The organism is Paenibacillus cucumis (ex Kampfer et al. 2016), from assembly GCF_019748695.1.
Classification (GTDB): domain Bacteria; phylum Bacillota; class Bacilli; order Paenibacillales; family Paenibacillaceae; genus Paenibacillus; species Paenibacillus polysaccharolyticus.
The window spans coordinates 115,874-140,767 of sequence record NZ_JACLIC010000025.1 but is presented as its reverse complement, the minus strand read 5'-3'; the positions used below and the strand labels follow the sequence as shown (position 1 = coordinate 140,767).

At 43.9% G+C, this 24,894-nt stretch carries 26 protein-coding genes and 1 riboswitch; of the genes, 6 read left to right on the top strand and 20 right to left on the bottom strand.

Going from position 1 to position 24,894, the window contains the following annotated elements; translation table 11 throughout:
* Window positions 1–44 precede the first annotated feature (44 nt).
* Window positions 45–689: a LysE family translocator gene (locus H7T88_RS16915; RefSeq protein WP_154983513.1), complete on the top strand. Its 645-nt coding sequence runs from the start codon at window positions 45–47 to the stop codon at window positions 687–689.
* Window positions 690–935: 246 nt separating this feature from the next.
* Here the strand turns inward: H7T88_RS16915 and H7T88_RS16910 are convergent, their stop codons facing one another.
* The 5 genes from H7T88_RS16910 to yrkP form a co-directional block, all read right to left on the bottom strand.
* Window positions 936–1,220 carry a barstar family protein gene (locus H7T88_RS16910; RefSeq protein ID WP_221789423.1) on the bottom strand — a complete coding sequence of 95 codons (285 nt, stop codon included), beginning with the start codon at window positions 1,218–1,220 and terminating at the stop codon, window positions 936–938.
* Window positions 1,195–1,626, bottom strand: coding sequence for a phosphate-starvation-inducible protein PsiE (gene psiE / locus H7T88_RS16905; RefSeq protein WP_260510966.1), 432 nt, complete (start codon window positions 1,624–1,626; stop codon window positions 1,195–1,197). The genes H7T88_RS16910 and psiE overlap by 26 nt, the downstream gene beginning before the upstream one ends.
* A 29-nt stretch (window positions 1,627–1,655) precedes the next feature.
* Entirely contained in the window at window positions 1,656–2,243 is a 588-nt protein-coding gene (locus H7T88_RS16900) for an RNA polymerase sigma factor (RefSeq protein WP_221789421.1), read from the bottom strand.
* Window positions 2,244–2,319: 76 nt separating this feature from the next.
* A complete protein-coding gene (locus H7T88_RS16895) occupies window positions 2,320–3,627 on the bottom strand; it encodes a two-component system sensor histidine kinase YrkQ (RefSeq protein WP_221789420.1) in 1,308 nt (435 codons plus the stop codon).
* The gene (gene yrkP / locus H7T88_RS16890; RefSeq protein ID WP_090916627.1) at window positions 3,614–4,309 is read right to left on the bottom strand and encodes a two-component response regulator YrkP; all 696 of its coding nucleotides are present in this window, start codon (window positions 4,307–4,309) and stop codon (window positions 3,614–3,616) included. Before yrkP ends, H7T88_RS16895 begins: the two co-directional genes overlap by 14 nt.
* A 273-nt stretch (window positions 4,310–4,582) precedes the next feature.
* On the opposite strand from yrkP, the gene H7T88_RS16885 reads away from it, so the two are divergent.
* Entirely contained in the window at window positions 4,583–5,812 is a 1,230-nt protein-coding gene (locus H7T88_RS16885) for a DUF418 domain-containing protein (protein ID WP_221789419.1), read from the top strand.
* A 285-nt stretch (window positions 5,813–6,097) separates the two neighbouring features.
* Here H7T88_RS16885 and H7T88_RS16880 read toward each other — a convergent pair whose 3' ends face one another.
* The 3 genes from H7T88_RS16880 to H7T88_RS16870 form a co-directional block, all read right to left on the bottom strand.
* Window positions 6,098–6,988 (bottom strand): aldo/keto reductase, encoded by an 891-nt coding sequence (locus H7T88_RS16880; protein WP_090916631.1) that lies wholly within the window; start codon window positions 6,986–6,988, stop codon window positions 6,098–6,100.
* A 101-nt stretch (window positions 6,989–7,089) separates the two neighbouring features.
* Window positions 7,090–7,863 (bottom strand): SDR family NAD(P)-dependent oxidoreductase, encoded by a 774-nt coding sequence (locus tag H7T88_RS16875; protein ID WP_154890423.1) that lies wholly within the window; start codon window positions 7,861–7,863, stop codon window positions 7,090–7,092.
* 57 nt (window positions 7,864–7,920) lie between these two features.
* Window positions 7,921–8,409 carry a GNAT family N-acetyltransferase gene (locus H7T88_RS16870; protein ID WP_090916635.1) on the bottom strand — a complete coding sequence of 163 codons (489 nt, stop codon included), beginning with the start codon at window positions 8,407–8,409 and terminating at the stop codon, window positions 7,921–7,923.
* 200 nt (window positions 8,410–8,609) lie between these two features.
* Between H7T88_RS16870 and xerS the strand changes: the two genes are divergently transcribed.
* The gene (gene xerS, locus H7T88_RS16865; RefSeq protein WP_260510965.1) at window positions 8,610–9,701 is read left to right on the top strand and encodes a tyrosine recombinase XerS; all 1,092 of its coding nucleotides are present in this window, start codon (window positions 8,610–8,612) and stop codon (window positions 9,699–9,701) included.
* A gap of 238 nt (window positions 9,702–9,939) precedes the next feature.
* Here xerS and mobB read toward each other — a convergent pair whose 3' ends face one another.
* On the bottom strand, window positions 9,940–10,479 hold the full coding sequence (gene mobB / locus H7T88_RS16860) for a molybdopterin-guanine dinucleotide biosynthesis protein B (RefSeq protein ID WP_221789418.1): 540 nt from the start codon (window positions 10,477–10,479) through the stop codon (window positions 9,940–9,942).
* Window positions 10,480–10,517: 38 nt separating this feature from the next.
* Window positions 10,518–11,786, bottom strand: a complete 1,269-nt coding sequence (locus tag H7T88_RS16855) for a molybdopterin molybdotransferase MoeA (RefSeq protein WP_221789602.1) — start codon at window positions 11,784–11,786, stop codon at window positions 10,518–10,520.
* A 238-nt stretch (window positions 11,787–12,024) separates the two neighbouring features.
* On the opposite strand from H7T88_RS16855, the gene hlpB reads away from it, so the two are divergent.
* Window positions 12,025–12,369: an HNH nuclease-like protein HlpB gene (hlpB, locus tag H7T88_RS16850; RefSeq protein ID WP_260510964.1), complete on the top strand. Its 345-nt coding sequence runs from the start codon at window positions 12,025–12,027 to the stop codon at window positions 12,367–12,369.
* Window positions 12,370–12,502: 133 nt separating this feature from the next.
* Here the strand turns inward: hlpB and H7T88_RS16845 are convergent, their stop codons facing one another.
* From H7T88_RS16845 to lpdD, 5 genes are all read right to left on the bottom strand, one after another.
* The gene (locus tag H7T88_RS16845) at window positions 12,503–13,252 is read right to left on the bottom strand and encodes a DUF4247 domain-containing protein (RefSeq protein ID WP_090916641.1); all 750 of its coding nucleotides are present in this window, start codon (window positions 13,250–13,252) and stop codon (window positions 12,503–12,505) included.
* Window positions 13,253–13,263: 11 nt separating this feature from the next.
* Entirely contained in the window at window positions 13,264–13,770 is a 507-nt protein-coding gene (locus H7T88_RS16840) for a DUF4178 domain-containing protein (protein WP_154890427.1), read from the bottom strand.
* A 31-nt stretch (window positions 13,771–13,801) separates the two neighbouring features.
* Window positions 13,802–14,203, bottom strand: coding sequence for a DUF350 domain-containing protein (locus tag H7T88_RS16835; RefSeq protein ID WP_090916645.1), 402 nt, complete (start codon window positions 14,201–14,203; stop codon window positions 13,802–13,804).
* Window positions 14,204–14,298: 95 nt separating this feature from the next.
* Window positions 14,299–14,970, bottom strand: coding sequence for a PspA/IM30 family protein (locus H7T88_RS16830; protein ID WP_221789417.1), 672 nt, complete (start codon window positions 14,968–14,970; stop codon window positions 14,299–14,301).
* Window positions 14,971–15,161: 191 nt separating this feature from the next.
* Window positions 15,162–15,497, bottom strand: coding sequence for a prenylated flavin chaperone LpdD (lpdD, locus tag H7T88_RS16825; protein ID WP_090916649.1), 336 nt, complete (start codon window positions 15,495–15,497; stop codon window positions 15,162–15,164).
* A gap of 154 nt (window positions 15,498–15,651) precedes the next feature.
* Here lpdD and H7T88_RS16820 point away from each other — a divergent pair, with 154 nt between their 5' ends.
* Window positions 15,652–16,470, top strand: a complete 819-nt coding sequence (locus H7T88_RS16820) for a polysaccharide deacetylase family protein (RefSeq protein WP_090916651.1) — start codon at window positions 15,652–15,654, stop codon at window positions 16,468–16,470.
* Window positions 16,471–16,601: 131 nt separating this feature from the next.
* Here H7T88_RS16820 and H7T88_RS16815 read toward each other — a convergent pair whose 3' ends face one another.
* The 3 genes from H7T88_RS16815 to H7T88_RS16805 form a co-directional block, all read right to left on the bottom strand.
* Entirely contained in the window at window positions 16,602–17,273 is a 672-nt protein-coding gene (locus H7T88_RS16815; protein WP_221789416.1) for a 3D domain-containing protein, read from the bottom strand.
* A 2-nt stretch (window positions 17,274–17,275) separates the two neighbouring features.
* Window positions 17,276–17,472: riboswitch (cyclic di-AMP (ydaO/yuaA leader) on the bottom strand.
* 185 nt (window positions 17,473–17,657) lie between these two features.
* The gene (locus H7T88_RS16810; protein WP_123065699.1) at window positions 17,658–18,380 is read right to left on the bottom strand and encodes an amino acid ABC transporter ATP-binding protein; all 723 of its coding nucleotides are present in this window, start codon (window positions 18,378–18,380) and stop codon (window positions 17,658–17,660) included.
* Window positions 18,367–19,833: an ABC transporter substrate-binding protein/permease gene (locus H7T88_RS16805; protein ID WP_154890429.1), complete on the bottom strand. Its 1,467-nt coding sequence runs from the start codon at window positions 19,831–19,833 to the stop codon at window positions 18,367–18,369. Before H7T88_RS16805 ends, H7T88_RS16810 begins: the two co-directional genes overlap by 14 nt.
* A 198-nt stretch (window positions 19,834–20,031) precedes the next feature.
* Between H7T88_RS16805 and H7T88_RS16800 the strand changes: the two genes are divergently transcribed.
* Window positions 20,032–21,207, top strand: coding sequence for a M20 family metallopeptidase (locus tag H7T88_RS16800; protein WP_221789415.1), 1,176 nt, complete (start codon window positions 20,032–20,034; stop codon window positions 21,205–21,207).
* An 83-nt stretch (window positions 21,208–21,290) separates the two neighbouring features.
* Here the strand turns inward: H7T88_RS16800 and glgA are convergent, their stop codons facing one another.
* Both glgA and glgB read right to left on the bottom strand, forming a co-directional pair.
* A complete protein-coding gene (gene glgA, locus H7T88_RS16795; RefSeq protein ID WP_221789414.1) occupies window positions 21,291–22,721 on the bottom strand; it encodes a glycogen synthase GlgA in 1,431 nt (476 codons plus the stop codon).
* Entirely contained in the window at window positions 22,718–24,739 is a 2,022-nt protein-coding gene (gene glgB, locus H7T88_RS16790) for a 1,4-alpha-glucan branching protein GlgB (protein ID WP_221789413.1), read from the bottom strand. The genes glgA and glgB overlap by 4 nt, the downstream gene beginning before the upstream one ends.
* Window positions 24,740–24,894: the final 155 nt, after the last annotated feature.

Here is a 24,894-nt window from a genome sequence, read left to right as displayed (position 1 = left end):
GCTTCTTTTCTTCCATCAACCCATCACTCAGAAAGGAAATGATTATGGAGATTTATGTGAAATTTATCCTGATCGGGCTTGCTATTGCCATGCCGGTAGGCGCAATCACGGTAGAGATGACCAAGCAGGGACTGCGAAATGGATTCCTTCATGGCTGGGCGGTTGGTCTAGGTGGTATGACATTGGATATCGCTTTAATTATTGCTATGTATTTTGGATTTGCTACACTGTTATCCGTTCCATTCGTTCAGATTCCACTATGGTTGGTGGGTGCAGGATTTTTAGCTTATTTGGGATATGAGTCCATCCGTAATTCGGATGTGAGCCTCATGACAACAGACGGAAAGACGTTTCCGACCAAACCCTCTTTTTGGCGGACTTATCGTAATGGTTTATTGGTTGCGATCTCCCCAGGTAATCTGATGTTTTGGGTTTCTGTCTTTGGTGTTGTCTTATCCGACTCTTATCAATCGGCAGGCAAGCTCAGTTTTGTCATTGCGGCAATCGGGATATTATGTGGCATTCTGCTACATGATCTTGGTCTGCTCACCATCGTATCCATCACACGTAAAATGATGAGTGCCAGGATGGTACAGCTCGTTTCGAGCCTGGCCGGAGTTCTTCTAATTGGCTTTGCGTTCTACTTTTTTTATAAGTTTGTTAGCGCATTGTGGCAAGTGCTTTTTTAAGAATAAGGCTCTTGAACCCTTCGTCACCTCATCCGACTCGTTACATATATTACTTACAGTGTGATTAAAAAAAGCTGCCCTTTCATTGAGAAAGGAGCAGCTTTTTCTATTGACGTTCTCCTCAGAATGTGGAGGTTCGTTAATACGATACTTGTAGTTGTCTGGAGTACGATTGGTTGATCTATTGTGATGTAACAATGGAGCATATTTGATTTTACTATTGTGAATTTTTCATATGTTGAAATTTTATAATTTTACTGTAAATCTAAATAATTCCTCCAGCTGTTCATCGACCTCGTACAGTAAGTTCATCAATTGATCTGCGTAAGGTCCAATCGAGGCTCTGCTGTCATTAAAATGGTTCCATTCTAGCGTAATCGGGACTGGCACATGCCATACTAACGCTTCCCAGAGGGTGTCCATACTTTCAAAATGAGCTGGTTGCAACGAAAATTCGGCCTGAAGTATACGTTGCAGATCCTCCACGCTTCCTATTGCTTTCCCATCAATGATCACTTTCACTTTTTTCATGTTTCTGAACTCCTGAATTCCGTCGATTTGATATAAACAGAGCACCTACCATGATTAAAATAGCCAACGACCACCAGAACGTCGACATTGCGTTATCATGATCTATAATAATTAAGCGAATCACCGCTGTGATTCCAATATAAATAAAGTAACGAAGAGGGAAATGAAAATAAGACTTGAAGTACTTCACAATTAAAGCGATAAATTCAAAGTACAAGAAGAAAACGAGCAATTCGGATAACATTTCATAGTAGCTATCCTGACGAGTTACAAAAGACTGGTACACAATTTGTACGATATACCATGTCTCACTGATTAGAAGTGCACTTAAAGCTAAGGCCAGAAAGAACAGGCAGATATTCAAAAGCGCTTGTAGAATGTGTGGTGTTTTTTGGAATTTAGTCATTAAATCTTTCATTTGTCATGTCCCCTATTTCAATTCGTGATGTCAACTAACTGTTGTTTCATATGTTTTCTTCCTCGAAAGAGATACGTTTTGGCCGTATTTTCCGGTATATCGTTCAATACACTGATATCTTTGACGGTCATTTCCAAATAGTACCGCTGATAGACGTAATGTCTCCATTTACCTGGAATCTGATGAAATGCATCATTGATCCGGCGTTTGCGTTCGGAAGAAGTCTCGTTCTGAATCAACCTTTCTTCAGGGCCAGGTTCATAGGACATTAGATCAGATATGGCATCCACAGATCTATACGAATCCTCTACATATAACGAAGTTGTGGCAAGACTCTGTCTCTTTTTCTTGCGCAACACATCCAGGCATACATTTCTCCCAATGGTATAAATCCAGTTTACGACATTCTTTTGGCTGTTCATTTGTTCGATATGTGTATACACCCGCAGGAATGTCTCCTGCACGATATCATCTCGATCTTGCGGGTCCCGGAAATAGCGCGAAGCCAATCTCCATACCATCGATTGATAAGTGGCCATAAGTGACGTAAATGTCGATTGAGTTGGCAATACGGTACCTCTCATAGGTTTGTCTATCGGGCTCATTCTGATTCCTCCACAGATGTAATTAAACCCCTTGTGTTTTTTATCTGAATTTGAATATTTCATTCTAGTACTGCGGTTAGATTTTGGATTTCCTAAACCTCAACACAACACTATAATGTACTCCATCTTGATTCCTGAGAAACTGCCCTTGCATGCGGCTCATCATCCGGCTTATGATCCTTTCGCCCAGTCCGGTACTTTCCGGAGAAACCTCAGCAATTTTAATCGTATTGTCCAGTTGAATGTCAAACATCTCCGGACTAGAGTTGAATGTAATGCAGATTTCATCTTTGGGTTCTGCATACTTCAACAGATTAGACAAAATATTATCAAAGACCCTCCCGAGTTCCTCCAAATTCACTGTGATATAGACTTGCGGCAGTTCACCAATAATGCGGACTTTGAATTCCTCCTGCCGCAAAATGGCCACCTGATCAGATATCAGATCATAAATAGCCTCCTGCACAGCTATGCTCTCAAGGTCAGCTTCTTGCTCTTTATCCAAAAGGAAATAATCAAATAAATTATCGGACAACTTTTTAAGTTGAATGGCTTTTCCATAGGCATTCGTGATGTAATGGCTATGTTCCGTCCCTTGGTCTCCGCGTTCTTTCTTGGCAAACTCCAAATACATGATCAAAGAGGTAAGCGGGGTCCGCATATCATGTGACATTTCAGTAACAAGGCTTCGGCTCTCCGCCTGCAAAGCTTCAATCGCATCCAATTTATCGAGAAAGGCTTTACGAAGTTCCTCAATACTCTCAGCGATCATCGCTATTTCATCATGGCCCCGAATCGTCATCTCATATTCCAGTTCTCCACCTTCAAGAATGTGGATCTCCTCATGAATCTTTCTCAGGTAAGCGAGGCTTCGACGAATGCCCAGCAGGACAATCAACAGAAAAATCATCGTGGCGCTGAGTAGTTCCAGAGTAAAGGCAATATCGTAATATCGGGATGAGAAAAACCCGTCTACTGTTACTCTCCCCTCTCCATCACTAAACATGACAGGAAATGAGTGTTTCTGAGCATATAGCGTTTCCTGCTCTATCCCATATCCAGACTCATCTTCCGCTGCGTAATTCGAATCATATTGCAGTAGCTGGTCTTTGTAGATGGTGAGCATGATGTAGTTCTCTTTTTTCACCCATTCTCCAAATGCCTTTCGATCGGTTGAAGACAGATCATTCGTCTCCACATATTTACTAAACTTTGCAATAGATTTAGACGATTCACTCTCATAGTACGCATCAGAATTAAGGTATCTGTCAATCAGCCCATTACTAACCTTCTGCATCGTCAAAAAAAACAGACCACTTACCGTAGCTGCCATCAAGATGATTAAGGCCAATTTTTTGGTCAGCGTAAATTTACGGTGTGCCAAAACGGTATCCTCTCCCCCATTCGGTAAGGATATAAACCGGGTGTGCCGGGTCATCCTCAATCTTTGCACGCAGTTTGCGAATATGCACCATTACGGTGTTGTTTGAACAATAAAAATACGGCTGTTCCCATACACTCTCGTAAATATTTTGAGCGGAAAATATTTTGCTTCGTTTGCTCATCAAGAGCTTCAGGATGCGATACTCCAGATCAGATAGCTTGAGCTGCTGTCCTTCTTTCGAGACCTCATTAAAATGTTCATTGACTTTTAACTTGCCTCCAACCAGAAACGTATCTCCACTTTCCTTTTTCTCCTTATAAATCTTATATCTTCGCAATTGAGCGATAACACGGGCATGAAGCTCTTCTTCTGAAAATGGCTTTGTCATATAATCATCGCCACCTGCCAGGAGACCTTCTGTTTTGTCCAATGTGCTCGATTTGGCCGTTAGAAACAAAATGGGAACGTTGGAATACGTTCTAATCTGCTCACATGTTTCAATCCCCGACATCCCCGGCATCATGATGTCCAAAATGACCAAGTCTAGCCCGTCATCTACAAGCTGCAGCGCACGCTGTCCGTCTCTGGCTCTTAACACCTCATTGCCCGCTCTCGTAAGGGATTCTTCTAACAAATCACCAATATCCTGATCATCCTCGACAACTAATATCCGATGGGTCATGCCCTTCTCACCTCATGATTCCTGATGTTATTTACGGTGCCCTCAATATATATCGTCCTTCGGTAACACTTAAGTAATACGATAAATCATAAATCTTAACCATTTATGAATGCAATCATTTGTCATACATTTGTCACAAATCAAAAAAATGAAACGAACTTTCAGAAACTGTTAAGAATCGATAAGTATAGTTATCCAAGGTTAGGAAAGCATTTATACACACCAAGATTAGACTCGCTCAAGTTAAATATAAAAATGAATAGGAGAAATGTTATGAATGAAAAAAAAGAGAACTTTGCACAACCCCTAAGTCTGAAGGAACGTGTCCATTTTCTAGATATCGTTCGCGGGTTTGCTATGCTCGGCATTATTATTGTGAATTACTTTTTGATCGTAGACTCAGTGAAGGGATTTGATATGAATTCAAGCGATCTAGTCCACAACCTCGTTTCCACATTTGCCGAAGGAAAGTTCATCACGTTATTTTCTTTTCTGTTTGGTGTTGGATTTATGATTTTTATGGACCGGGCCGTGGAACGAGTGGAACATCCTAGAATGCTTTTTGCCCGCAGGTTATTAATTTTATTCTGTATTGGCTTATTGCATATCACCTTTATATGGGTTGGCGACATATTGACTTTTTACGCTGTAGCGGGATTTCTACTACTCGCGTTCTATGCTCGGACTCCTAAAACGATATTGCGATGGATTATTGCACTTATATTGATTCAATTTCTGACTCCTGTATTTATGATGGTCTATAATGCGATGAACACTGCATCCTCAAACATGCCAACTTATTTTGATTTCACATTAAACAGTCATACCAGCCTAACCTATTGGGACTCCTTGATAGCAAGATGGGCAGACATGGGCGTAATGGCGGCTAGTTCATTTTCTACAGTTTATTCTATGTTCCTGATGTTCCTGATCGGTATGTATTTTGTGAAGATGGACTTCTTCACGAACATGGAAGCAAAGCAATCAATCTGGAAGCGAATCTGGTTCATCAGCTTGGCTGCATTTATACTCACTCAGTTCAGCTCCATGGTAAATACACTTATTTCAGCCGAAAATACATTTTGGATGGAGCTATTCATGATTTTGGGTCAACAGGGGAACTTAACCGGGAGCATGTTTTATATGAGTAGCCTCGCGATGCTGTTTTTGTATGTTCCTGCACTTCGTAAAGCGTTGATGGTATTTACCAAAGTTGGACGTATGTCGCTGACCTGTTACCTCCTTCATTCCATCATGGGAACCGTAATTCTGCTTCCTTATGCATTTGGATTGGCTAGTTCTATAAAACCTATTGGTACACTTATGCTTAGCATTGCTGTGTATGTTGTACTCGTCATTTTTGCCTCGCTGTGGTTAAAACGTTTCAAGATCGGACCAATGGAGTCGATATGGCGCAAACTTACGTATGGTAAGATTAACCGTGCTTCCAAAACAACTCCCGCTAACCTTGCCCAGCCATTGAACAGCAATTTGCGTCAGTAAACGCTATTGAATTTAACAATTTCGGATAAGTTCTACCCAACATCCCAAGCCCCCTATGGGGCTTTTTTCTATTTTTTCGAAGAATTTTTTCTACTATTGTGAATTTTTCATATGATGAAAATGAAAAACAATTATAGAGATTAGACAGATTATTTTCTCTGCTGTCCCTTCAAGTACTCTCCTTTAAACACAAAAAAACTGCCCAACAAAGGCAGTTTTTTAGAAATTCAAATCGTTCACAACCAATTTTATATGATTAATGGAATTTGTTAAAATTAACTCGAATTAGATACGACCTGTCCAGTCGGATCCCGCTACTTCCTTCCAGCGTTCACGAATGGCATCATATAGGCCCTGCTCAAGCGGCCCCTTCGCCACCAGTTCGGCGTTTTGTAGCCAACGATCAGGTTTGACGGTTCCCACAATGGCGGTATCCACACCTTCAGTGCTCAGCGTAAAACGCAATGCAATCTCTACGACTCGCTCTGCATCCTCAGCCAAAAAGTCATATTTCAGTTCTTTTAACCGCTTCCAATAGTGATAAGCATAATCCTCTTCTGTCACCTTATCATACATCCAGGCTACATTGGCAATCGGTCTTTTGGCGATGATCCCCATATTTCTTTTTCGCGCCTCAGGCAAAGTCAGTTCAATCGCTTCCTGATCGGCAATATTCAATGATGTCTCCAAGCTATCAAATGCACCTGTCTGAATGGCGTATAGCGCATCTGTCGTATCTCCACTATATCCGATAAAACGAGTTTTACCAGCTTCTTTTGCTCGTTGCAATACCTCGATTACCTCACCTTGCCGAAGTACTTCTTCCGAACAGCTGTGCAGATGCACGACATCCACATAATCTGTTCTCAAGCGCTTGAGGCTACGATCAATGGTCTGTGCGAGCACCTTGGCATCCCAGTCGGGTCCATTCACACCAGCTGCATGTCCACATTTGGTGAACAGAAAATACTCCTGCCGGCGATGTCCCAGCACATCACCGATTTTCTCCTCACTGTCTCCATAACATTCCGCCGTATCAATCATATTCAAACCCGCATCCAAAGCACGATTCAGCAACAATTCTACGTCTGCTTTGGACGCATCCCGTATCTCAGATCCGCCAAAACCGAGTGTACTGACTTTCATTCCGGTATTTCCGTAATTACGAAGTTCCATCATGATCCTCCTCCAAATCAGGTTTGTCTCTTACGGCCTTTTCATGTCGTATCATATGTTATTACCCGTTTAGTCACGGGGCGGCACATTTTTTTAAACTTTTAAAAACCATAGATAGACATGCCGCCATCCACCAATAAAGTCTGACCTGTGATATATCCGGCTGCCTCCGAAGCAAGAAAAACAACAGGCCCAACAACCTCTTGTAATTCACCTACACGTCCAAGCGGTGTGCGGTTAATAATTTCTTGCAAATACTGCGGATCATCAAGTAGTTTCTCAGTCAGTGGAGTGCGGAAATACCAGGGTCCGACCGAGTTCACGCGAATACCGTATTTCCCCCACTCCAGCGCCAGCACCTTAGTCATATGGATTAAAGCCGCTTTGGTAGAACCATATACGACACCTGTTCGCAAGGCAGTATGTCCACCTACCGATGAGATGTTAATGATTGTCCCATCCCCATACTGCTTCATATGCTGACCTGCCAATTGTGAAGCGAAAAAAGCGGATTTAAGGTTTGTTTGCATAATCGTTTCCCATTGTTCCTCCGTTACTTCCAGCGCTGGCGTCCGAATGTTCATACCCGCATTGTTTACGAGAATATGAATTCGTCCCATCTCCGAAATGGCTTGCTGAAAAGTCTTTTCCAACTGCTCTTTAGAAGTGACATCTGCGCAGAGCGCCAAAGCTTTCCGGCCTGTCTGTTCATTAATCATTGTTGCTGTCTCTTCGATCTCCTTCATCGTTCGAGATACAAGCACGACATTACTCCCCGATTCCGCTAAACCGATGGCAAGCGCTTTTCCGATACCTCTGCCTGCCCCTGTGACTAGTGCTGTTTGTCCTTCCAGATGAAATGCTGGTACGATCATGTTAGACCTCCTTTGTTGTACTATGGGGTTCCAGTTTACAGACATGTTTTTACGACATCAGGTAACAAAATACTGACTGGGATTGCCCAGTTCAGGATGGAATTTTTCTCGAAAACGCCCTCCGGTATAATCTCCAATGATTTTACGCCAGAATGCCTGTGCGATCACATTGTTCCGAACCTGTGTCACTTTCCACCGCCCAGGGAAACGTCTAAATAGTTCGTACGCCGCATTTGTTCCAACGCCGCTACGTCTATATTTTTGCATCACAAAAAATTCAGTCAAATAGTAGTCATTATCCTTACTCCCGGGATCTAACTTCTCCACAAGTGCAAACCCCGCTGGTGAACCATCACTTGTGATCAAAAAAGGAAACTTGCGTCCTTTCTCCGTCCAGAACGCATCCAATCCCGGATATTCTGGAAAAATACCATCCTGATCTACATCAATATTCAGATATTTCGTAAAATCATAGAGATAAAATTGCATGAGATGCCGAATCACCTGACTGCGTTCGCGGGGAACCAGCTCAATCTGCATATTCATTTGGTTCGCCTCCTCTAGTCTGTATGTATACATACTGTAAACCTTTATAAGATGAAGGGCAACAACGTGACAAATCGAAGCCTGTGTAGCACAACGCTTGATCATACCTATCAGCATAATCAAACAAGATGATGCATGTAAATTATGGTACACTTAATATACTTTGTAGATAAATAATCGTTCACATGGAGGTGCCGAACTTGACCAACGTGCAAAAAGAGATTGACCGACGCAAACTAGATGAAAAACTACCATCCATGCCCTGGTTTGTTCAGCAATTCATTGACTATAAACTGCCTGATCTGTCTCCGTCCACGCTGCTGGAGTATTTGAGAGATTATGATACCTTTTTCAGCTGGCTACGTGCAGAAGGGCTGTCCCAAGCTGAGTCCAACCAAGGGGTAACATTGACCGAACTGGAAGTGCTACGTATGGATTCGGTTACTGCGTACCGACTGTTCCTGACTACGAAGCGTGAGGGAACCAATTCAAGAATCACGGTTTCACGCAAGCTTTCTTCCCTGCGGTCGTTATTTCATTATTTAAGCCAAATTGCTGAAGATGAGGACTTCTATCCGCTGCTTAAACGTAATATCATGGCCAAGATTGAGATCAAACGTACCCATAAACCCAAAGATACTGCCGCGAAACTCAAAGGCAAGATATTGGAAGAGAATGAATTACTCGAATTTATCGGTTACATTCTCGAGGGCTACGCTACAGATATGCAGAAGAACAAACAGGCCCTGTACTCACATGAGTTGAACAAAGAACGAGATGCCTGTATCGCCAGCCTCATCCTCAACTCCGGTCTACGGGTATCTGAAGTGGTTAACTTGAATGTGGATGACCTCGATCTAGGTAACAAACTGCTCTATGTTTACCGCAAAGGTAACAATGATGAAACATACAAAACACCCGTATATTTCAGAGAACAGGCCAAAGATGAGCTGGCAGCATACATGAATCTGCGGCAATCCCGTTACCGCACACCTAAACGAGAAAAAGCACTTTTCATTGCACTCCGTAACGGGGAATCTGAAGGAAGTCGAATGACTAAACGTGCGATTCAGGCGATGATTATGAAATACGCTAAATGTTTTGGCAAACCGTATCTTACCGTGCACAAATTACGCCATTCTTTTGCCACCGACTATTATTTGCAAAATGATATTTACAAAACCAAAGAGCAACTAGGTCATGCTTCTACCGAAACAACCGAAATTTATGCGCATCTCACCGACAAAACGATGTCCGAAGCCATCGAACGCCGCATGGATGATAATGCTTAGAGTTATCACAAGAGTCTCGTAGACAATTGCACATGTGGCTGTCCTCTATTGTGATGAAACAGTACACCGCGTGCCAAACACGCGGTGTGAAATAAGCACCAAAATGAAATATCAGGTCATTCGAAGATAGGTTAAATGGCGCATTTTAGCAGTTATATATTAAAATCATTTATTTAGTTTACATAATAATAGTTACGTTAAAAATAGCCCTCCACAGACCTTGATCATTCTAACGATCTCAGGTATTAAGTGATTTTAGTTGGAGCAGAGCCTCTACAATAACTTCCCGTTCATGGAACAGAAAACCGGCCATAGCTCCTTTGCTTATATCCTGTTTCTTATCCATCTGAGCACTTAACTTTTCCGCCTCTGCTTCCTTCATTAATTCAGGCGTCCAAAAAACAATGCCAACCACCTGCTGAAGCTTGCGTATCAGAGTCAGGTCATTGGCTTCGCGCACCATCACCAATTTGGGATACGGGGCGTCTTTGAAACCTTCAATCACAATCCAGTCATAGTCTGAGAACTGGTTCAACATATCATCAAGCCGGGTGTTGTGTTGCTTAATAATCGCCGTCCTTTTCTGAGACATCACCACAACAGCTGCAGCACCTGCCTTGCCAAACTGATACGAGTCCGTCCCTTCCTGATCCATCTCAAAATGGTCATGTCCGTCATGTTTGAATGCAGCCACTTTTAAACCTTTGGAAGAAAGTCCGGCGATTAGTGAAGCTGTCATTGTTGTCTTGCCTGTATTTTTATATCCAACGACTTGCATGATCTTTGGCTCTGAAGAAGTCCTTTTATCCATTCTAATTACCTTGCTTGCCCGGTTGGAAGTTTAAGAATTGTGACCTGTTCCCCTGCAGCTATGCCCTTTTTCTCAGGCGGAATCACAATGAGGCAGTCACTGTCTTTAATGGTGATCATGACACTTGACTCATCCACACGAGATGCAGCTGGAGCCGCAAATACTTTTCCGTCTCGAATGATCGTACGTCCTCGTACAAAACGAGTGAAGTTGTTCACCTTTGCATAGCCGTCTTCCAAAATCACATTCCATTCTTCCAAATAAGGATGGACATCTGCTTGCATCGCACGAAGTGTGGGACGAACAAACAGATTAAATCCAACAAAACAAGCGCCTGGATTACCTGATAAAGCAAATAACAGCTTGTCCTTATATACAGCAGCCGTAGTTACACTGCCTGGGCGCATCGTGACTTTGTTAAAGAGAAGTTGCATCTGTTCTTCGAGCACAAGTTCGCCCATGATATCGTAGTCCCCAACAGAAACGCCACCTGTCGTCACAACGATATCATTGTCCCGAATCGCTTCCTCCAGTTTTGCCCTTGCGGTATTCACATCGTCTGCGATGGCTCCGTACATGACCGGCTCTCCTCCAGCTTCCACAACCAGAGAACGTAACATATAGCTGTTGCTGTTGCGAATCCGACCAGGTTGCAACGGCTCATGAACCTCAAGTAACTCCGTTCCTGTAGCAAAAATAGCCACCCTCGGCCGTTCAAAGACCGGCACTTCTGCCACGCCAAACGTCGCCAGCACAGATTGTTCACCCGCCCCGATTACGGTACCGGCTTCGATCAATTGCTGGCCCTCCTGCACTTCAAGCCCAATTGGCGTAATATTAGCTCCAGCCTGAATGTGACGTTTCAGTGCAATCCAGTGCTGCCCTTCTTCTTGCTTGCTTTCCGTCATCTCCATCATGACGACAGCATCTGCACCATCCGGAACTTGAGCACCCGTCATGATTCTTGCAGCCGTTCCAGGTGTAATAGGATGTTCTGGTGTATATCCGCACGGGATTTCATCAATAACGCGAAACCACACTTGATGATCACTTGTGGCCTCAGCCGTATCTGCACTTTGAATCGCAAAACCATCCATACCTGATCTGCGGAAAAAAGGATACGCATGCGGCGCTTCAATCGACGTTGCAAGTGTGCGGCCGTGTGAGTCGGCAAGAGGAACATGTTCCATCCGGCCTGCCGATACCTGAGCAGCAATTCTGCTCTGTGCTTCCGATACTTGTACAGCCGTACGATGAAATTTAGCGGTGGTCATATCATATGAATGGGAATTATGTTTCACAGTAACTTACCTCCTGAGGTCTTTTTCTCATTTAAGAAAGTGTAGCCCGAATATACGCCGATGACAAGTCGATTACTCACTGAATCCGAACAGGAAAACTGCATAGGTACCTAAACAGACACATTCTAAATGTGTTCACTCTTGAGATTTAACAGGAAGAACATCATTGCTATGAATCCCCGCTAATATGAACAGGGGCCTAACAGGTAACATGAAATACTCTTTCTTTGCACATAATAGCATTCGAAATCGGGAGGTGATCACCACGAATCATCATTGTGAGTTATGCGGGAGAGAACCCGTCGAGACAACAGTTCATCATTTAACACCAAAGGAGATGGGCGGTAGCTTCATGCCCACCGCTAACCTGTGCATTCCCTGTCATAAACAAATCCACTCGTTATATACGAATCGGGATCTGGTTACGCTGGGATTGACCGATCTACAATCGCTGCGTGCAGATGAACGGATCATTCCTTACCTGCGCTGGATACGTAAACAGCCAGCTTCTTCGATTCCTCGTGTTCGCAAGTCCCATCATGTCCGCAAATCATAAAAAAATAACAGTAACAAGGTGCTCACTGTCATTCGCCAGTGTCTCACCATGCTACTGTTATTGTCCTGTATATAATCATCATCCTGTAAATCATAATCATTCCAAGAATCATATATTTCAGGCTTGCGAGGTGTTATCTTCGCCTCATAATCCTGCCACCACCGATTCGAGTCTTTGGCTTTTTGTAGGATTTTTTTGGTGAATCAAACAAACCACCCAAGCCACCACTGCTCTTGTTGCGATCGATACTTCCTCGGCTTTGATCCTTTTTGCGGTCGAATAAACCGCCGCCAGAACCAACACTTGTGTCCTTATCACTGCCACGCCGCGTAATGGAGCCTTTTCGCTCAACGGTAATAGGCGGAGCCAGCTTTTTATCATTGCTCGTTGGAGCCCGATACGATCCCGCACTCGGTTTGTACGTATCCCGTTCCGTGTATCCCCGATAGTTGCCTGAACCGCGTCCACCAAAAGTATCAAACAAATTCCCGATTAACGTTGCCGTTAGATACCCTTGTAAAAAGGAAGAGCTATAGTTCTGACGAACATATTCCTTGGAATCGACTTCGACGAGCGTATCCTCTGGTTTCTTGGGATCTTGTTGCAGATGATAATACTGGTCTTGATACACCAGGAACATCCGCTCTGTATTTTCTGCCGAGATCTGGTCGGGTGTTCGTTGATCGGACAGCTCTTTTGCTACTTCAGGAACTGTGCGATCTGCAGCCCGATACACATAAGACGTGGATTGACCGCTGCCACTTACCGATTCAAGAGGATATGTATCCTGTACGGAAGGAGCTGCACCACACGCAGACAGCAGAGACATCACAAGGCTGAGGACCAGCATTAATTTTAATCCATGTGCCAAGCGTTTTTTCATTGGAACCTCTCCTAGTTCGAACGAATCACTTTGATATCCGCAGGAAGAATGGACTCACCCTCGTAGAGGTTAAACCTTCTATCTTGCCATTCCACACGAAGAAGTTTGTTATCATCCGATTGATACTGCCACACAAGCTGCTCACCAGCCTGACCATAAGGCGTTCTACCCACAGTCTGAACCATACCTCCATATTCTTCCTCCAAATGATACACGTGATCATCCAGTTCAAGAATGGTCGGCACCTCGTCAGGGGCATCAAGTCTCCCATCAATAGGTGTATACAGGGCGTAACGCGTGATCTCACGCTCCTCCACATGTAAATATCGGAATGAACTACCATCCTGGAGCGTTAATACAACTGCGTTACGAGCCCGATTCTGCACCCTGCCAACGACTTCATAAGTGACCAGAGACACTTCACAGATATCCCCAGGAGCAAGCTGAAGCATCGTTTTTTCCACTTTAGGTGGCTCGGGCTTTGTTAGTATTCCTTTAATACGTTTCCATACACTCATGCCAATTACTCCTGTTCCTTATCTTATCGGCTTACAAGCACGCTGCAATAATCAATGCGCCTACAATATGCAAAGCGCCTGAGAACAAGCCATACCCTGTCTTACCTTGCTGTATTCCCGTATCCAGATCCAATGTGGCCCATTTGCGAATCATAAAGTGAACAACACTTTCCAGAATTAATAAAATTACAAATGATACAACAGAAACGAGCAAAGCTTCTCCAAGATGTCCTGCTGTCGAGATGGATGTTGCAAGCACGTAACCTTGCGCAAATAACTTCATTACCATCCGGGTAGTGACCGCCATATTGCCAGCCTTGACTTCAGCAAAATCCTTGTATTTCGTAAAAAGTGAATCTACATACATCAGTACAAACAGCAAAACCGAACCTGAAACCGTCCAGACCAGCATCGCCAAAATGTTCAAATCCATTTACACAGCCTCCACTTATCAACATGATCCGCATTTAAAAGCGAAGGAGAAACGCTGTTCCCCTCCGCTGGTTAACCCTGCTGAACGCCAAGGTGTTAGTTTTTATTTTCGTACTGTTTCATAAGTGCAGCAAGTTCGTCCTCAACAGCCGTATCCTTACCAAGTTTCTCAAATTCCTCGTCAAGTGATTTGCCTTTGGAAGACATTTCGTTGCTTGCTTCAGCCTGAGCTTCCATCTGCATCATTTTCTCTTCCATACGTTTCAAGCCCGCACTCGCCGTATCTGAGCTAAATCCGTTCAGCGCTTTGTTGATTTCGGTTTGTGCTTTGGCTGCGTTATAACGAGCAACCAGCGTTTCGCGCTTGTTTTTCATCTGTGTCAATTGTTTGCGCATCTCATCGAGTTTGCCACGAAGATTGTCTGCGGACGCTTTGTTTTGATCGTAGCTGGCTTTGTATTCCACCATTTTCTCTTCCGCTGCTTTCTTCTCTTCCAAAGCGCGACGAGCAAGGTCCATGTTCTGTGCACGAGCTGCCGTGTGAGCCTGCTCTTCACGTTTCTTCACAAGTGCTTCCTGTTCCTCGAACAATTGCTTGAACTTCTTCTCGATTGCGATTTGTGCGGCTACTGCTTTCTCAGCATCTTCCAGATCCTCTTGCATGTCACGGATATATTGATCCGTCATCTTGATTGGATCTTCAGCTTTGTCGATAATTGCATTGATGTTAGACATTGTCAGGTCACGTAATCTTTTAAAAATAGACATTAGGTTATTCCTCCCAGTGGATTGTGCATTGTATATAAAGATACATACGTTACAATCTGCAACTCGTTTCAATTTTACAAAAAAAAATTAAAACTTGATGACAACCTCTAATATAAGGAGGATTACCTCTGAAGGTTATGCTTATCCAGGCACGTGTCGTTTATCCTATAAGGTGACCGATTACCAAAACATTACTCTGACTTCTTATTCAAATGTTCATCCACAAGTCTCTCTGCAGTCATTACGATCTCGTCGATCTGCACTCGTGTAATGCTGTCAAAATGTATGCCCATAATAACGGTTACCGTAACTTTCAGTTGCAGGGCCGCCTTGCGGGCTAGCCGCTCACATAACTCTTGTTCCTTGTGTCCCGGGATATGTACCGTTGTTCCACTAACCCGATCATGGTCAACATAGAATGTAGCTACAGCCCCGATATGAGCTTTACCACCCGTAACCAGAAATACCTTGTCCTGTCCTGCCTCAAAAACCTCTAAACGAATGGATTTCAAATCATATGTACTCATCGTCTCTCCACCTATCCTTCTCTATATGTTATATATGGTGGAATTATGGCTTTCATGACCTGATGATGCAATGAAACTTCTCACACACGCATAAAAGAAACAGGCAACGGGCATACCATAGAGAACGCAATTTTGGAAAAAGGAGGCCGTTAACATGCGAATACGCCTCGTCATGCTCGCACTCGTTACTATTATATGCTCTGGGGTTTATACAGCTCCTTTAGCCCCTGCGCCTGTGTCTGCTGCTTCATCTGAGGAACCTTCTTCAACCCTCAGTGATACACCGGCGTCTGGGTCAGATGTTAAAGAAGAACAGTTGACTCTAGGTCAACTTCGTCAAAAATACGCGGATACGTTCAAAACCAATGGCCCTTCCACCAAACAAGTTGCGCTGACTTTTGATGATGTACCTGATCCAAGATTTACACCGCAGGTACTTGATGTATTAAAAAAATATAAGGTTCGTGCTACTTTTTTTGTTGTTGGCAGCCGTGCGGAGAAACACCCGGACTTGGTGAAACGGATGGTGAAAGAAGGACATATCGTTGGCAATCACAGCTACAATCATCCTGAATTCAGCAAATTATCAATGACTGCCTTTCGCAAACAAATACTACATACCGGCGATATCATTCACCGCCTGACGGGGTATACGCCCAAAATGATTCGTCCTCCGTATGGGGACATTAACGAAGAACAGTTGAGATGGGCTGCAAAACAGCATTACAGCATCGTGAATTGGAATGTGGATTCTCTCGATTGGAAGGGACTAGACAAGGAAAAGGTAAAACATAATATTCTCACCGCGGTGAAACCTGGTTCCATCGTATTACAACATGCTGGCGGCGGTACAGGTTCGAACCTGAAAGGTACAGTAGAGGCTTTGCCTGAGGTTATTGAGGAATTGCGAAACCGAGGATATGAATTAGTTACATTGGACGAGATGCTTAAACTGCCAAAAGAGAAACAATAATTGAAAGAACAGGGTGTCCCTCTACGTCGTCATGAATTATGCCTATCATGATTACGCAAGAAAGAACACCCTGTTTATTAATGCTCAATTCAACTTATGACCTCACATCCATAAATGAGAGGGTTTAAGCCTTATTTTAAAATGTACAACTCAATATCCTGAAAACCAAACGAACTAACGAACTGTTTGCTTCCAGGGATAAAGATGTCAATACGATTTCCCTTGATCGCGCTACCTGCATCCAAAGCCGTTGCTACGAAAGCCTGTTTCGGCAATCCAGGGTGTGTATGCCCTGTCACTAATACCTTGGTTCCAAAAGGGATAACCTTGGGATCCACTGCGATTGTGCCGAGTTCGAGCGGGTTGCCAAAATAATCAACGGGGCCCCATCCACCATTCTCGGAAGCATCTGCGGAATACGCTGTTGCTTTAACACTAAGCGTTTTGCTATAGTCGAATGTTTTCCCCCAAGCCTGTACCACTTTATTATCTGTATTCACGTCCAGGCTTGCAGCAGTCACCGTTTTTTCCTGCGACTTCGCTTGAACTGGTGCCGCTTCTACTTTGTTTTCGTTACCTGGGATTGTAATTTTCAAACCACCATAGATGTTATAAGGTGAGATGTCTTTATTCGTTTTAATTAATGTGTTCATATCAACGCCGTATTGCTTGGATAAGGTGAAGAAGGTATCCCCTTCTTTGGCCACATGAACGGAATCCGCGTGAGCCGGAACGGCTTGAATGAATAGAATGGATGTCAGTAGTGCGATGGCTGTTTTGGCTAAACGTTTCTTGTTATGCATGGTCTTCCTCCCTCATGATGCCTGCGAAGTTAGTTGTCGGATTCGGATGGAGGAACCCACCCTATAGGCTGTACGTGACATGCTGAAGCATTATGTATTCCTAATTCACCCCAAGCAGCATATTTCTCAAATCATTAACTATGTCTGCATTGTTACGTCCCCCGCACTTCCGCTTCGGAAGTTTCGGCAGTCTTGAATATATCACAAATTTGTAACCTTAAGCTGTAGTAAATGTTTCCATTTGGCGTTTTAATTCATTTTACAGGTAACAGAAAAGTTACTTTTTCAGCTCTACCTTTTCTGCAAACAACAAAAAAGCGTCACCGGATCTTTCGATCCGATAACGCCGTTATTCATTTGATTCTATATACGGAATGGCATGAATTAAAGTACTTTTGCAAGAAAGTCTCGCGTACGCGGATGTTTTGGCGCACCAAACACTTCATCCGGGGTACCTTCCTCAACGATGACGCCGCCGTCCATGAACAGAATGCGGTCTCCCACCTCACGCGCAAAACCCATCTCATGCGTTACAATGACCATCGTCATTCCGCCTTCAGCAAGCCGTTTCATGACTTCCAATACCTCTCCGACCATCTCCGGATCAAGGGCCGATGTTGGCTCGTCAAACAGCATCACATGCGGCTGCATCGCGAGTGCTCTTGCAATGGCAATCCGTTGCTTTTGACCACCGGACAGCTGGTTAGGATATACATCTTTTTTGTCCGCCAAACCGACTGTCTTCAGGAGATCCTCGGCAATTTTGTTAGCCTCATCCGTGGATTGTTTCTTCACCTTGATTGGAGCAATCGTAATATTTTGCTGAACCGTTTTATGAGGGAACAGATTAAAATGCTGGAACACCATGCCCATCTTCTCACGTGTAGCATTAATGTTATGCTTCGGATCGGTTATCGAAACACCTTCGAAATCGATCTGTCCCGATGATGGCTGTTCCAACAGGTTCAGACAACGCAGAAATGTACTTTTACCCGAACCGGAAGGACCAATAACTACAACAACCTCACCTTTGCCGATCGTTACGTCGATGCCTTTCAGGACATCATTTTTACCATATGATTTGTGTAATTGCCTAACGTCTATCACTTGCACCCAACTTCCTTTCCAATCGTCCGAGCAGCTTGGACAGAATAAATGTCATCACAAAGTAAATGGCTGCCGCAATAATGAACGGGTTCAGACCCTGGAATGTGAGATTTTTGACTACACTTGCTTGATACATAATATCCACCATACCGATGACCGAAATAATGGATGATTCTTTAATGATCGTTACGAACTCGTTACCGATGGCTGGCAAAACGGCCTTGAAGGCCTGTGGCAGAATAATGTAACGCATCGCTGCGCCTCTGCCCATACCTAATGAACGGGCTGCTTCCAGTTGACCACGATCAACGCCTTGAATACCGGCACGGAAAATCTCGGCGAGATACGCACCGCTGTTAATGGAAAGCGTCATAATCCCTGCTTGAAGTGCTGAGAAGTTAATGCCAAAAGTTAGCGACACCCCGTAATAGATAATCATAAGTTGTACCAGCATTGGCGTCCCGCGGATCACCTCTACATAAGTTGTACCAATCCAGCGAAGAATCGCCATATTATGAAGACGGAACAGGCAAATAATCAGACCGATGATGACCCCGAATATTACGCCTAGCGCCGACAACAGGAGCGTGTAACCGATACCTGTTGCATATAAGCCTTTGTATTCCCAGAACAATTGAAAAATGTTTTGAGATTTATTGACTTTGTCAGCCATCAGGAGACTTGCTTCTGTAACCATCTGGTTGATCTTATCTTCGCTTTTCAAGCGGTCCAAGGTTTTGTTTACAGAGGCTAATAACTCCGTATTGCCCTTACGAATCCCGACAGCGGCTTCAGCCTGTTCTTCGTCAGGAACTGCTGCCGCAAGACCGATAATGTCATCCAGGTAACCAGCGGCTACGGTATCTTCTACAATAGCTGCGTCAACGCGTTTCGTTTGCAGTTGTAGCACGATGTCGGAGATTTTATCCAGTGAAGTCAGCTTTGCACCAGGAATCTTCTGTCCGATGGTTTCTTGAATGGATCCTTTTTGCACGCCAATCTTGACATTTTCCAGTGATTTCATGTCCGGATATTTGTCTTTGTCGACATTACGAACCATAATCACTTGTTTGGATTTGTAATACGTATCTGAAAAATCAATGCTTTTCTTACGCTCATCTGTCGGCGTCATGCCGGAGACGACCAAGTCTACACGACCACTCTGAAGTGCGGGCAAAAGTCCGTCGAAGCCCATATCCTCGATAACGAGTTCAGCTCCAAGATCCGCCGCAATTTCTTTGGCAATCGCAATATCAAATCCGACGATTTCGTCTTTACCATTGATGACTTTGTGGAACTCATACGGTGCAAAATCGGCACTTGTACCGAGCACCAGTTTTTTACCGCCTGAGCTGTTGTCTGTCGTTCCACTCGCCAGCGCCGCAGGTGCAGCCGCCGTCAGAAAAAGAAGGAACGTTAACAACATTACGGTATAACGACTTATTAATTTCAACCTTGTTCTCCCCTTACAATGCTATAATTACGATTACATACTGATTCGTCAGTCATGTTGATGACTGAGTCATTATAAAGTACAATGCATGATTATGCAATGCATTTTCAAGATCAAATCTTGACTTGTTTCTGAAATAATACTGCAAACATGTTATACTCATGGAGTTATTTTCATTTTTGCCTAAGGAGTTTAGCCATGACAACAAATAAAACCCAAATTTTTAACGTTATTGATCAATATGCTTCCCGTTTCAAAGACATTTCATCATATATCGGAGCTCATCCTGAACTTGGAAATGAGGAATATCTTGCTTCTGCCCGTTTGAAGGAAGAATTGTCTTATCATGGGTTCGAAGTACAAGCTCCGATTCTCGGACTGGAAACAGCTTTCATCGGTACTTATGCTTCGAGCAAGCCAGGCCCGACCATTGCCCTACTATGTGAATATGATGCTTTGCCCGAAATTGGTCATGCTTGCGGACATCACCTGATCTGCATGATGAGTCTTGGCGCAGCCGTTGGCCTGAAAGCCATTGTGGACGAAGTCGGCGGAACGATCAAGGTGTTTGGTACACCTGCAGAGGAGACACGCGGGGCTAAAGTTCCGATGGCGGAAGCGGGGTTATTCGACGACTGTGATGTCGCACTGATGGCCCATCCATTCTATGCTTATGAAAAATCAGGCAGCTCCCTTGCAATCGATGCCGTACAGTTCGAGTTCCATGGTAAATCCTCACATGCGGCAGCCAGCCCACATGAAGGTATTAATGCCCTCGATGCGGTTATCCAAACATTCACCGGAATTAATGCGTTTAGACAGCAGGTGAAAAGCACCGTCCGTATTCACGGCATCATAAATAGCGGCGGACAAGCAGCTAACATTATCCCGGACTATGCATCTGCTCAGTTTTACGTGCGTGCCGCCACACGCAAAGAACTGAACGTTCTAACCGAACGTGTCGTTCAGATTGCACAAGGCGCTGCACTTCAGACCGGATGTAAACTCGTGACATCCAACTACGAAACATCCTATGATGAGATGGTCACGAATGAGACCTTCTCTGACGCGTTCAGTCAGAATTTAATGGAACTTGGCATTCCGCAGGAAGAAATCGTCAGTGGAGACGACCATGGTTCGATGGATATCGGTAATGTTTCCTTGAGATGCCCAGCGATTCACCCTTATATCCGTGTCGTTGATGAAGTTCATACCCTGCATTCTATTGAATTCCGTGATTTGGCGTTGCAGGAACGCGCTCTGGATGGCATGATTTTAGGAGCCAAAGCGCTCGCTGCTACAGCTTATGATGTTCTAAGCAAGCCTGAACTGTTGCAAGCCATCCGTAAGGAATTTGACCAAATTACTCGCTAAGTGATTCCGGAATAACAACAAAAGCCGCAGTTATTAAACTGCGGCACTCCATACGAAAATCGAAATAAAACCTTACTCTTAGATCACACCTGAATTCGACGATAAATATCCATATATTCTTCAGCCGATACATCCCAGCTGTATTCCCCGCTCATTGCATTTTTCACAATTTTTTTCCACTCAGCCGATTTACGATAGAACTCTTCTGCACGGCGAATGGTATTCATCATGTCATGTGCATTAAAACTTGTAAATGAAAAGCCGTTACCTTCTCCTGTGAACTCATTGTAAGCTTGAACCGTATCGTTTAATCCCCCTGTTTCCCTTACCAGTGGTACACTGCCATAACGCAATGCCAGCAACTGGCTAATTCCGCACGGCTCAAATTTGGATGGCATCAGGAAGATGTCACTGCCCGCATAGAAACGACGAGATAATCCGTCATTGAATGTAATCTGTGCTGACATTTTTAGTGGATACCGGTTAGCCGCCTCTCTGAACCAATGTTCATAAGCTGAATCTCCAGTCCCCAGCACGGCGAATTGAATGTCATCGTAGTAGAGCAGTTCATCCAGAACCCGACATACCAGATCAAGTCCTTTGGAATCAACGAGCCTGGTCACCATGACCATCAGGGGTGCATCTGGACGCACCGGAAGTCCCAGTTCTTTTTGCAATTCGATTTTATTTTCGATTTTTTTGGACAAGCTTGATCTGTATTTGACTGCAATTTTATTGTCCGTTGCCGGGTTATAACTTTTGGTATCAATGCCGTTCACAATACCGCTGAAGCGATCACCAAGCGAACTTAGTAATCCGTCCAGTCCATACCCATAATAAGATGTCTGCACTTCTCTAGCATAGGTTGGGCTCACCGTTGTCACATGATCAGAATACACAATACCTGATTTTAAGAAATTGACATTCCCATAGTATTCGGCGCCTTCCATCGTAAAATACCGATCATCAAGCTCCAAAATTTCGCTGAACAACTGGTGTGGAAATACACCTTGATACAACAAATTATGTATGGTGAATACCGTTCGGATTTCACAATAGAACGCATCATGGGCATAGTGAGCCTTGAGCAACAACGGAATCATACCTGCATGCCAGTCATGTGTGTGTAGAACGTCTGGTTTAAAATCCAGCTGTGGAAGCACCTCGAGTACAGCGCGGTTGAAAAATGCAAATCGCTCGCCATCATCCATGTACCCATAAACGCCATCCCGTGCAAAATAATACTCATTGTCAATAAAATAAACTGGAATTCCTTCATACTCCAGCATCTCAATGCCACAATAGGCTCTACGCCAACCAAGCGGAACATCCGTCACGAGCACGGGTTTCATAGCTTCTTTGTATTCTTCAGGTATCCCTTTATATTTCGGCAAAATCACGCGTACATCTGCTCCGTTATTTTTCAACGCTTGCGGCAGAGCACCGATAACGTCAGCCAGACCTCCCGTTTTGATAAACGGATGGGCCTCTGCTGCTGCAAATAAAATATTCATGCTTTTGTCCCCCTATTCGGTTTAGTCGTGCTGTTCCCTTTTTTTTCTGTATTTTTTTCAGTCTTTTTTCTTGATTTCACGGAAGCGCTACCTTCAGCGATGGGCTCCGTTTTCCGGCGTGTATTCTTTTTTAAAATAACGATACTTAGCGGTGGTAAGTCCAGTTCCAGGCTGTTTGCATGCCCGTGAAATGGAATCTTTTCCGTAGGGATCAGCATATCATTAATTATCCCTGAACCACCGTAATCCGAATGATCACTATTTAATATTTCGGTATACATACCGGGACGCATGACGCCAATCCGGTAACGCTCCCTTTTGACAGGCTGAAAGTTAATGAGCACAAGGAGTGTATCCGCAGGTTTTTTTCCTTTGCGTACATATGAAATGACACTTTGGCCCTGGTCATCCGGAGTGATCCACTCATAACCGTCAAAGGAATGATCAAGCTCCCACAAAGCTTTTTCACGGACGTACAGCTCAGATAGCTCGCGCTCGAACTTGTGAAGGTTGCGGTGACTATCATAGTCCAGCAAAAACCAGTCCAACTGATCTTCATCTTTCCATTCGATGAACTGTCCAAACTCTCCACCCATGAACAACAGCTTTTTGCCTGGAAATGTCATGAAATAACCGAGAAACGCGCGCATACCCGCAAATTTTTGCTCATAACTTCCTGGCATTTTGTTCAAAAGGGACTTTTTACCATGCACTACCTCGTCATGAGACAGAGGAAGCACATAATTTTCAGAAAAGGAGTATACCACCGGAAATGTCAGCAAATGATGTTTGGAAGCACGTTCATGAAAATCAGATTCCATGTAATCTAACGTATCATTCATCCAGCCCATGTTCCACTTATAGTTAAAACCCAGACCACCTTTGTCCACTGGCATGGTAACCATTGGCCATGCACTGGATTCTTCAGCCATCATTAAAGCATAAGGATAATATTCGAAAACAGTTGTGTTCAACTGTTGTAAAAAAGCGACAGCTTCTTTATTCTCCAGGCCACCTTCATCGTTCGTACGATATTGACCTGGCTGCTTTTCGAAATCAAGACGAAGCATACTCGTCACCGCATCAACACGAAGTCCATCAAAATGATACATTTCCATCCAGTACAGTGCGTTCGAAATAAGGAATGAGCGAACCTCAGGTTTGGAATAATCAAAACTAAGCGTTCCCCAGCCCGGCTTCTCGGCTAACATTGGATCTGCGTACTCGAACAAAGGTGTACCATCAAACAAACGTAGCCCATGCGCATCTTTGGCAAAATGAGCTGGCACCCAATCCAGTAATACACCAATACCCGCCTGATGTAGTGTATCCACCAGATACATCAGATCTTTGGGTTGCCCGTAGCGGCTTGTAGGTGCGTAAAAACCCGTATTTTGGTATCCCCATGACAGGTCATATGGATGCTCACTAAGGGGCATCATTTCAACGTGGGTATAATTCATCTCAAGCAAATAAGGAACGAGCAAATCCGCCATCTCACGATAACTATACAGGCTCCCATCGCCCTTGCGCTTCCAGGTACCCAGATGCATTTCATAAATATGTAAAGGTTTGTTGTACATTGAGCGTTGTTTACGCCTCCATGCACCGTCATTCCATTTGTAACCTTCAATGGAACTTGTGATTGACGCCGTTCGAGGACGAACTTCTGCCTCAAATGCATACGGATCCGCTTTGAGAATTTCAGTCCCATCTTCCGTTAAAATGCGAAATTTGTATAAAGTACCTTCTTCAATTCCCGGAATAAAACGACTCCAAAATCCAGATTCGGGTATCTTATATAAAGGTTCCTTTTCCCCTTGCCATCCATTACGGTCCAGAGCCAGTCCCACCTCTACGGCATTGGGTGCCCATACGGTAAAACGGAATCCTTGACGGTGATCGCGAGTCTCAGGATGCGCGCCCAACATTCGATAACTGTGATGAAGATTACCTTCATGAAATAAATAAATAAGATCAGATAACTTATCCGGTTGTGTCAACGGTTCAATAGCCAAGGGATCACCTTCTTTTCTCCAGAAAATAGATATAACGTTAACCATTACCCCATTCTAGCCAAGTTGAAAAGAAAAATGCGTTGTTTTAAAAAATGATGTATTTTTTCAGAATTTTTACAATAGCTATCGTTTCAGAGGCTTCGCTTTCGTTTACT

Excerpts from the sequence above, each read along its gene's own strand:
- hlpB (WP_260510964.1), top strand. The coding sequence starts at position 12,025 with ATGAAATACTCTTTCTTTGCACATAATAGCATTCGAAATCGGGAGGTG.
- H7T88_RS16835 (WP_090916645.1), bottom strand. The coding sequence starts at position 14,203 with ATGGATTTGAACATTTTGGCGATGCTGGTCTGGACGGTTTCAGGTTCG.
- H7T88_RS16845 (WP_090916641.1), bottom strand. The coding sequence starts at position 13,252 with ATGAAAAAACGCTTGGCACATGGATTAAAATTAATGCTGGTCCTCAGC.
- H7T88_RS16840 (WP_154890427.1), bottom strand. The coding sequence starts at position 13,770 with ATGAGTGTATGGAAACGTATTAAAGGAATACTAACAAAGCCCGAGCCA.
- H7T88_RS16915 (WP_154983513.1), top strand. The coding sequence starts at position 45 with ATGGAGATTTATGTGAAATTTATCCTGATCGGGCTTGCTATTGCCATG.
- H7T88_RS16885 (WP_221789419.1), top strand. The coding sequence starts at position 4,583 with ATGAATGAAAAAAAAGAGAACTTTGCACAACCCCTAAGTCTGAAGGAA.
- H7T88_RS16875 (WP_154890423.1), bottom strand. The coding sequence starts at position 7,863 with ATGATCGTACCAGCATTTCATCTGGAAGGACAAACAGCACTAGTCACA.
- H7T88_RS16855 (WP_221789602.1), bottom strand. The coding sequence starts at position 11,786 with ATGACCACCGCTAAATTTCATCGTACGGCTGTACAAGTATCGGAAGCA.
- H7T88_RS16830 (WP_221789417.1), bottom strand. The coding sequence starts at position 14,970 with ATGTCTATTTTTAAAAGATTACGTGACCTGACAATGTCTAACATCAAT.
- H7T88_RS16880 (WP_090916631.1), bottom strand. The coding sequence starts at position 6,988 with ATGGAACTTCGTAATTACGGAAATACCGGAATGAAAGTCAGTACACTC.
- H7T88_RS16820 (WP_090916651.1), top strand. The coding sequence starts at position 15,652 with ATGCGAATACGCCTCGTCATGCTCGCACTCGTTACTATTATATGCTCT.
- mobB (WP_221789418.1), bottom strand. The coding sequence starts at position 10,479 with ATGCAAGTCGTTGGATATAAAAATACAGGCAAGACAACAATGACAGCT.
- H7T88_RS16815 (WP_221789416.1), bottom strand. The coding sequence starts at position 17,273 with ATGCATAACAAGAAACGTTTAGCCAAAACAGCCATCGCACTACTGACA.
- glgA (WP_221789414.1), bottom strand. The coding sequence starts at position 22,721 with ATGAATATTTTATTTGCAGCAGCAGAGGCCCATCCGTTTATCAAAACG.
- yrkP (WP_090916627.1), bottom strand. The coding sequence starts at position 4,309 with ATGACCCATCGGATATTAGTTGTCGAGGATGATCAGGATATTGGTGAT.
- H7T88_RS16800 (WP_221789415.1), top strand. The coding sequence starts at position 20,032 with ATGACAACAAATAAAACCCAAATTTTTAACGTTATTGATCAATATGCT.
- H7T88_RS16900 (WP_221789421.1), bottom strand. The coding sequence starts at position 2,243 with ATGAGCCCGATAGACAAACCTATGAGAGGTACCGTATTGCCAACTCAA.
- psiE (WP_260510966.1), bottom strand. The coding sequence starts at position 1,626 with ATGACTAAATTCCAAAAAACACCACACATTCTACAAGCGCTTTTGAAT.
- H7T88_RS16910 (WP_221789423.1), bottom strand. The coding sequence starts at position 1,220 with ATGAAAAAAGTGAAAGTGATCATTGATGGGAAAGCAATAGGAAGCGTG.
- lpdD (WP_090916649.1), bottom strand. The coding sequence starts at position 15,497 with ATGAGTACATATGATTTGAAATCCATTCGTTTAGAGGTTTTTGAGGCA.
- H7T88_RS16870 (WP_090916635.1), bottom strand. The coding sequence starts at position 8,409 with ATGAATATGCAGATTGAGCTGGTTCCCCGCGAACGCAGTCAGGTGATT.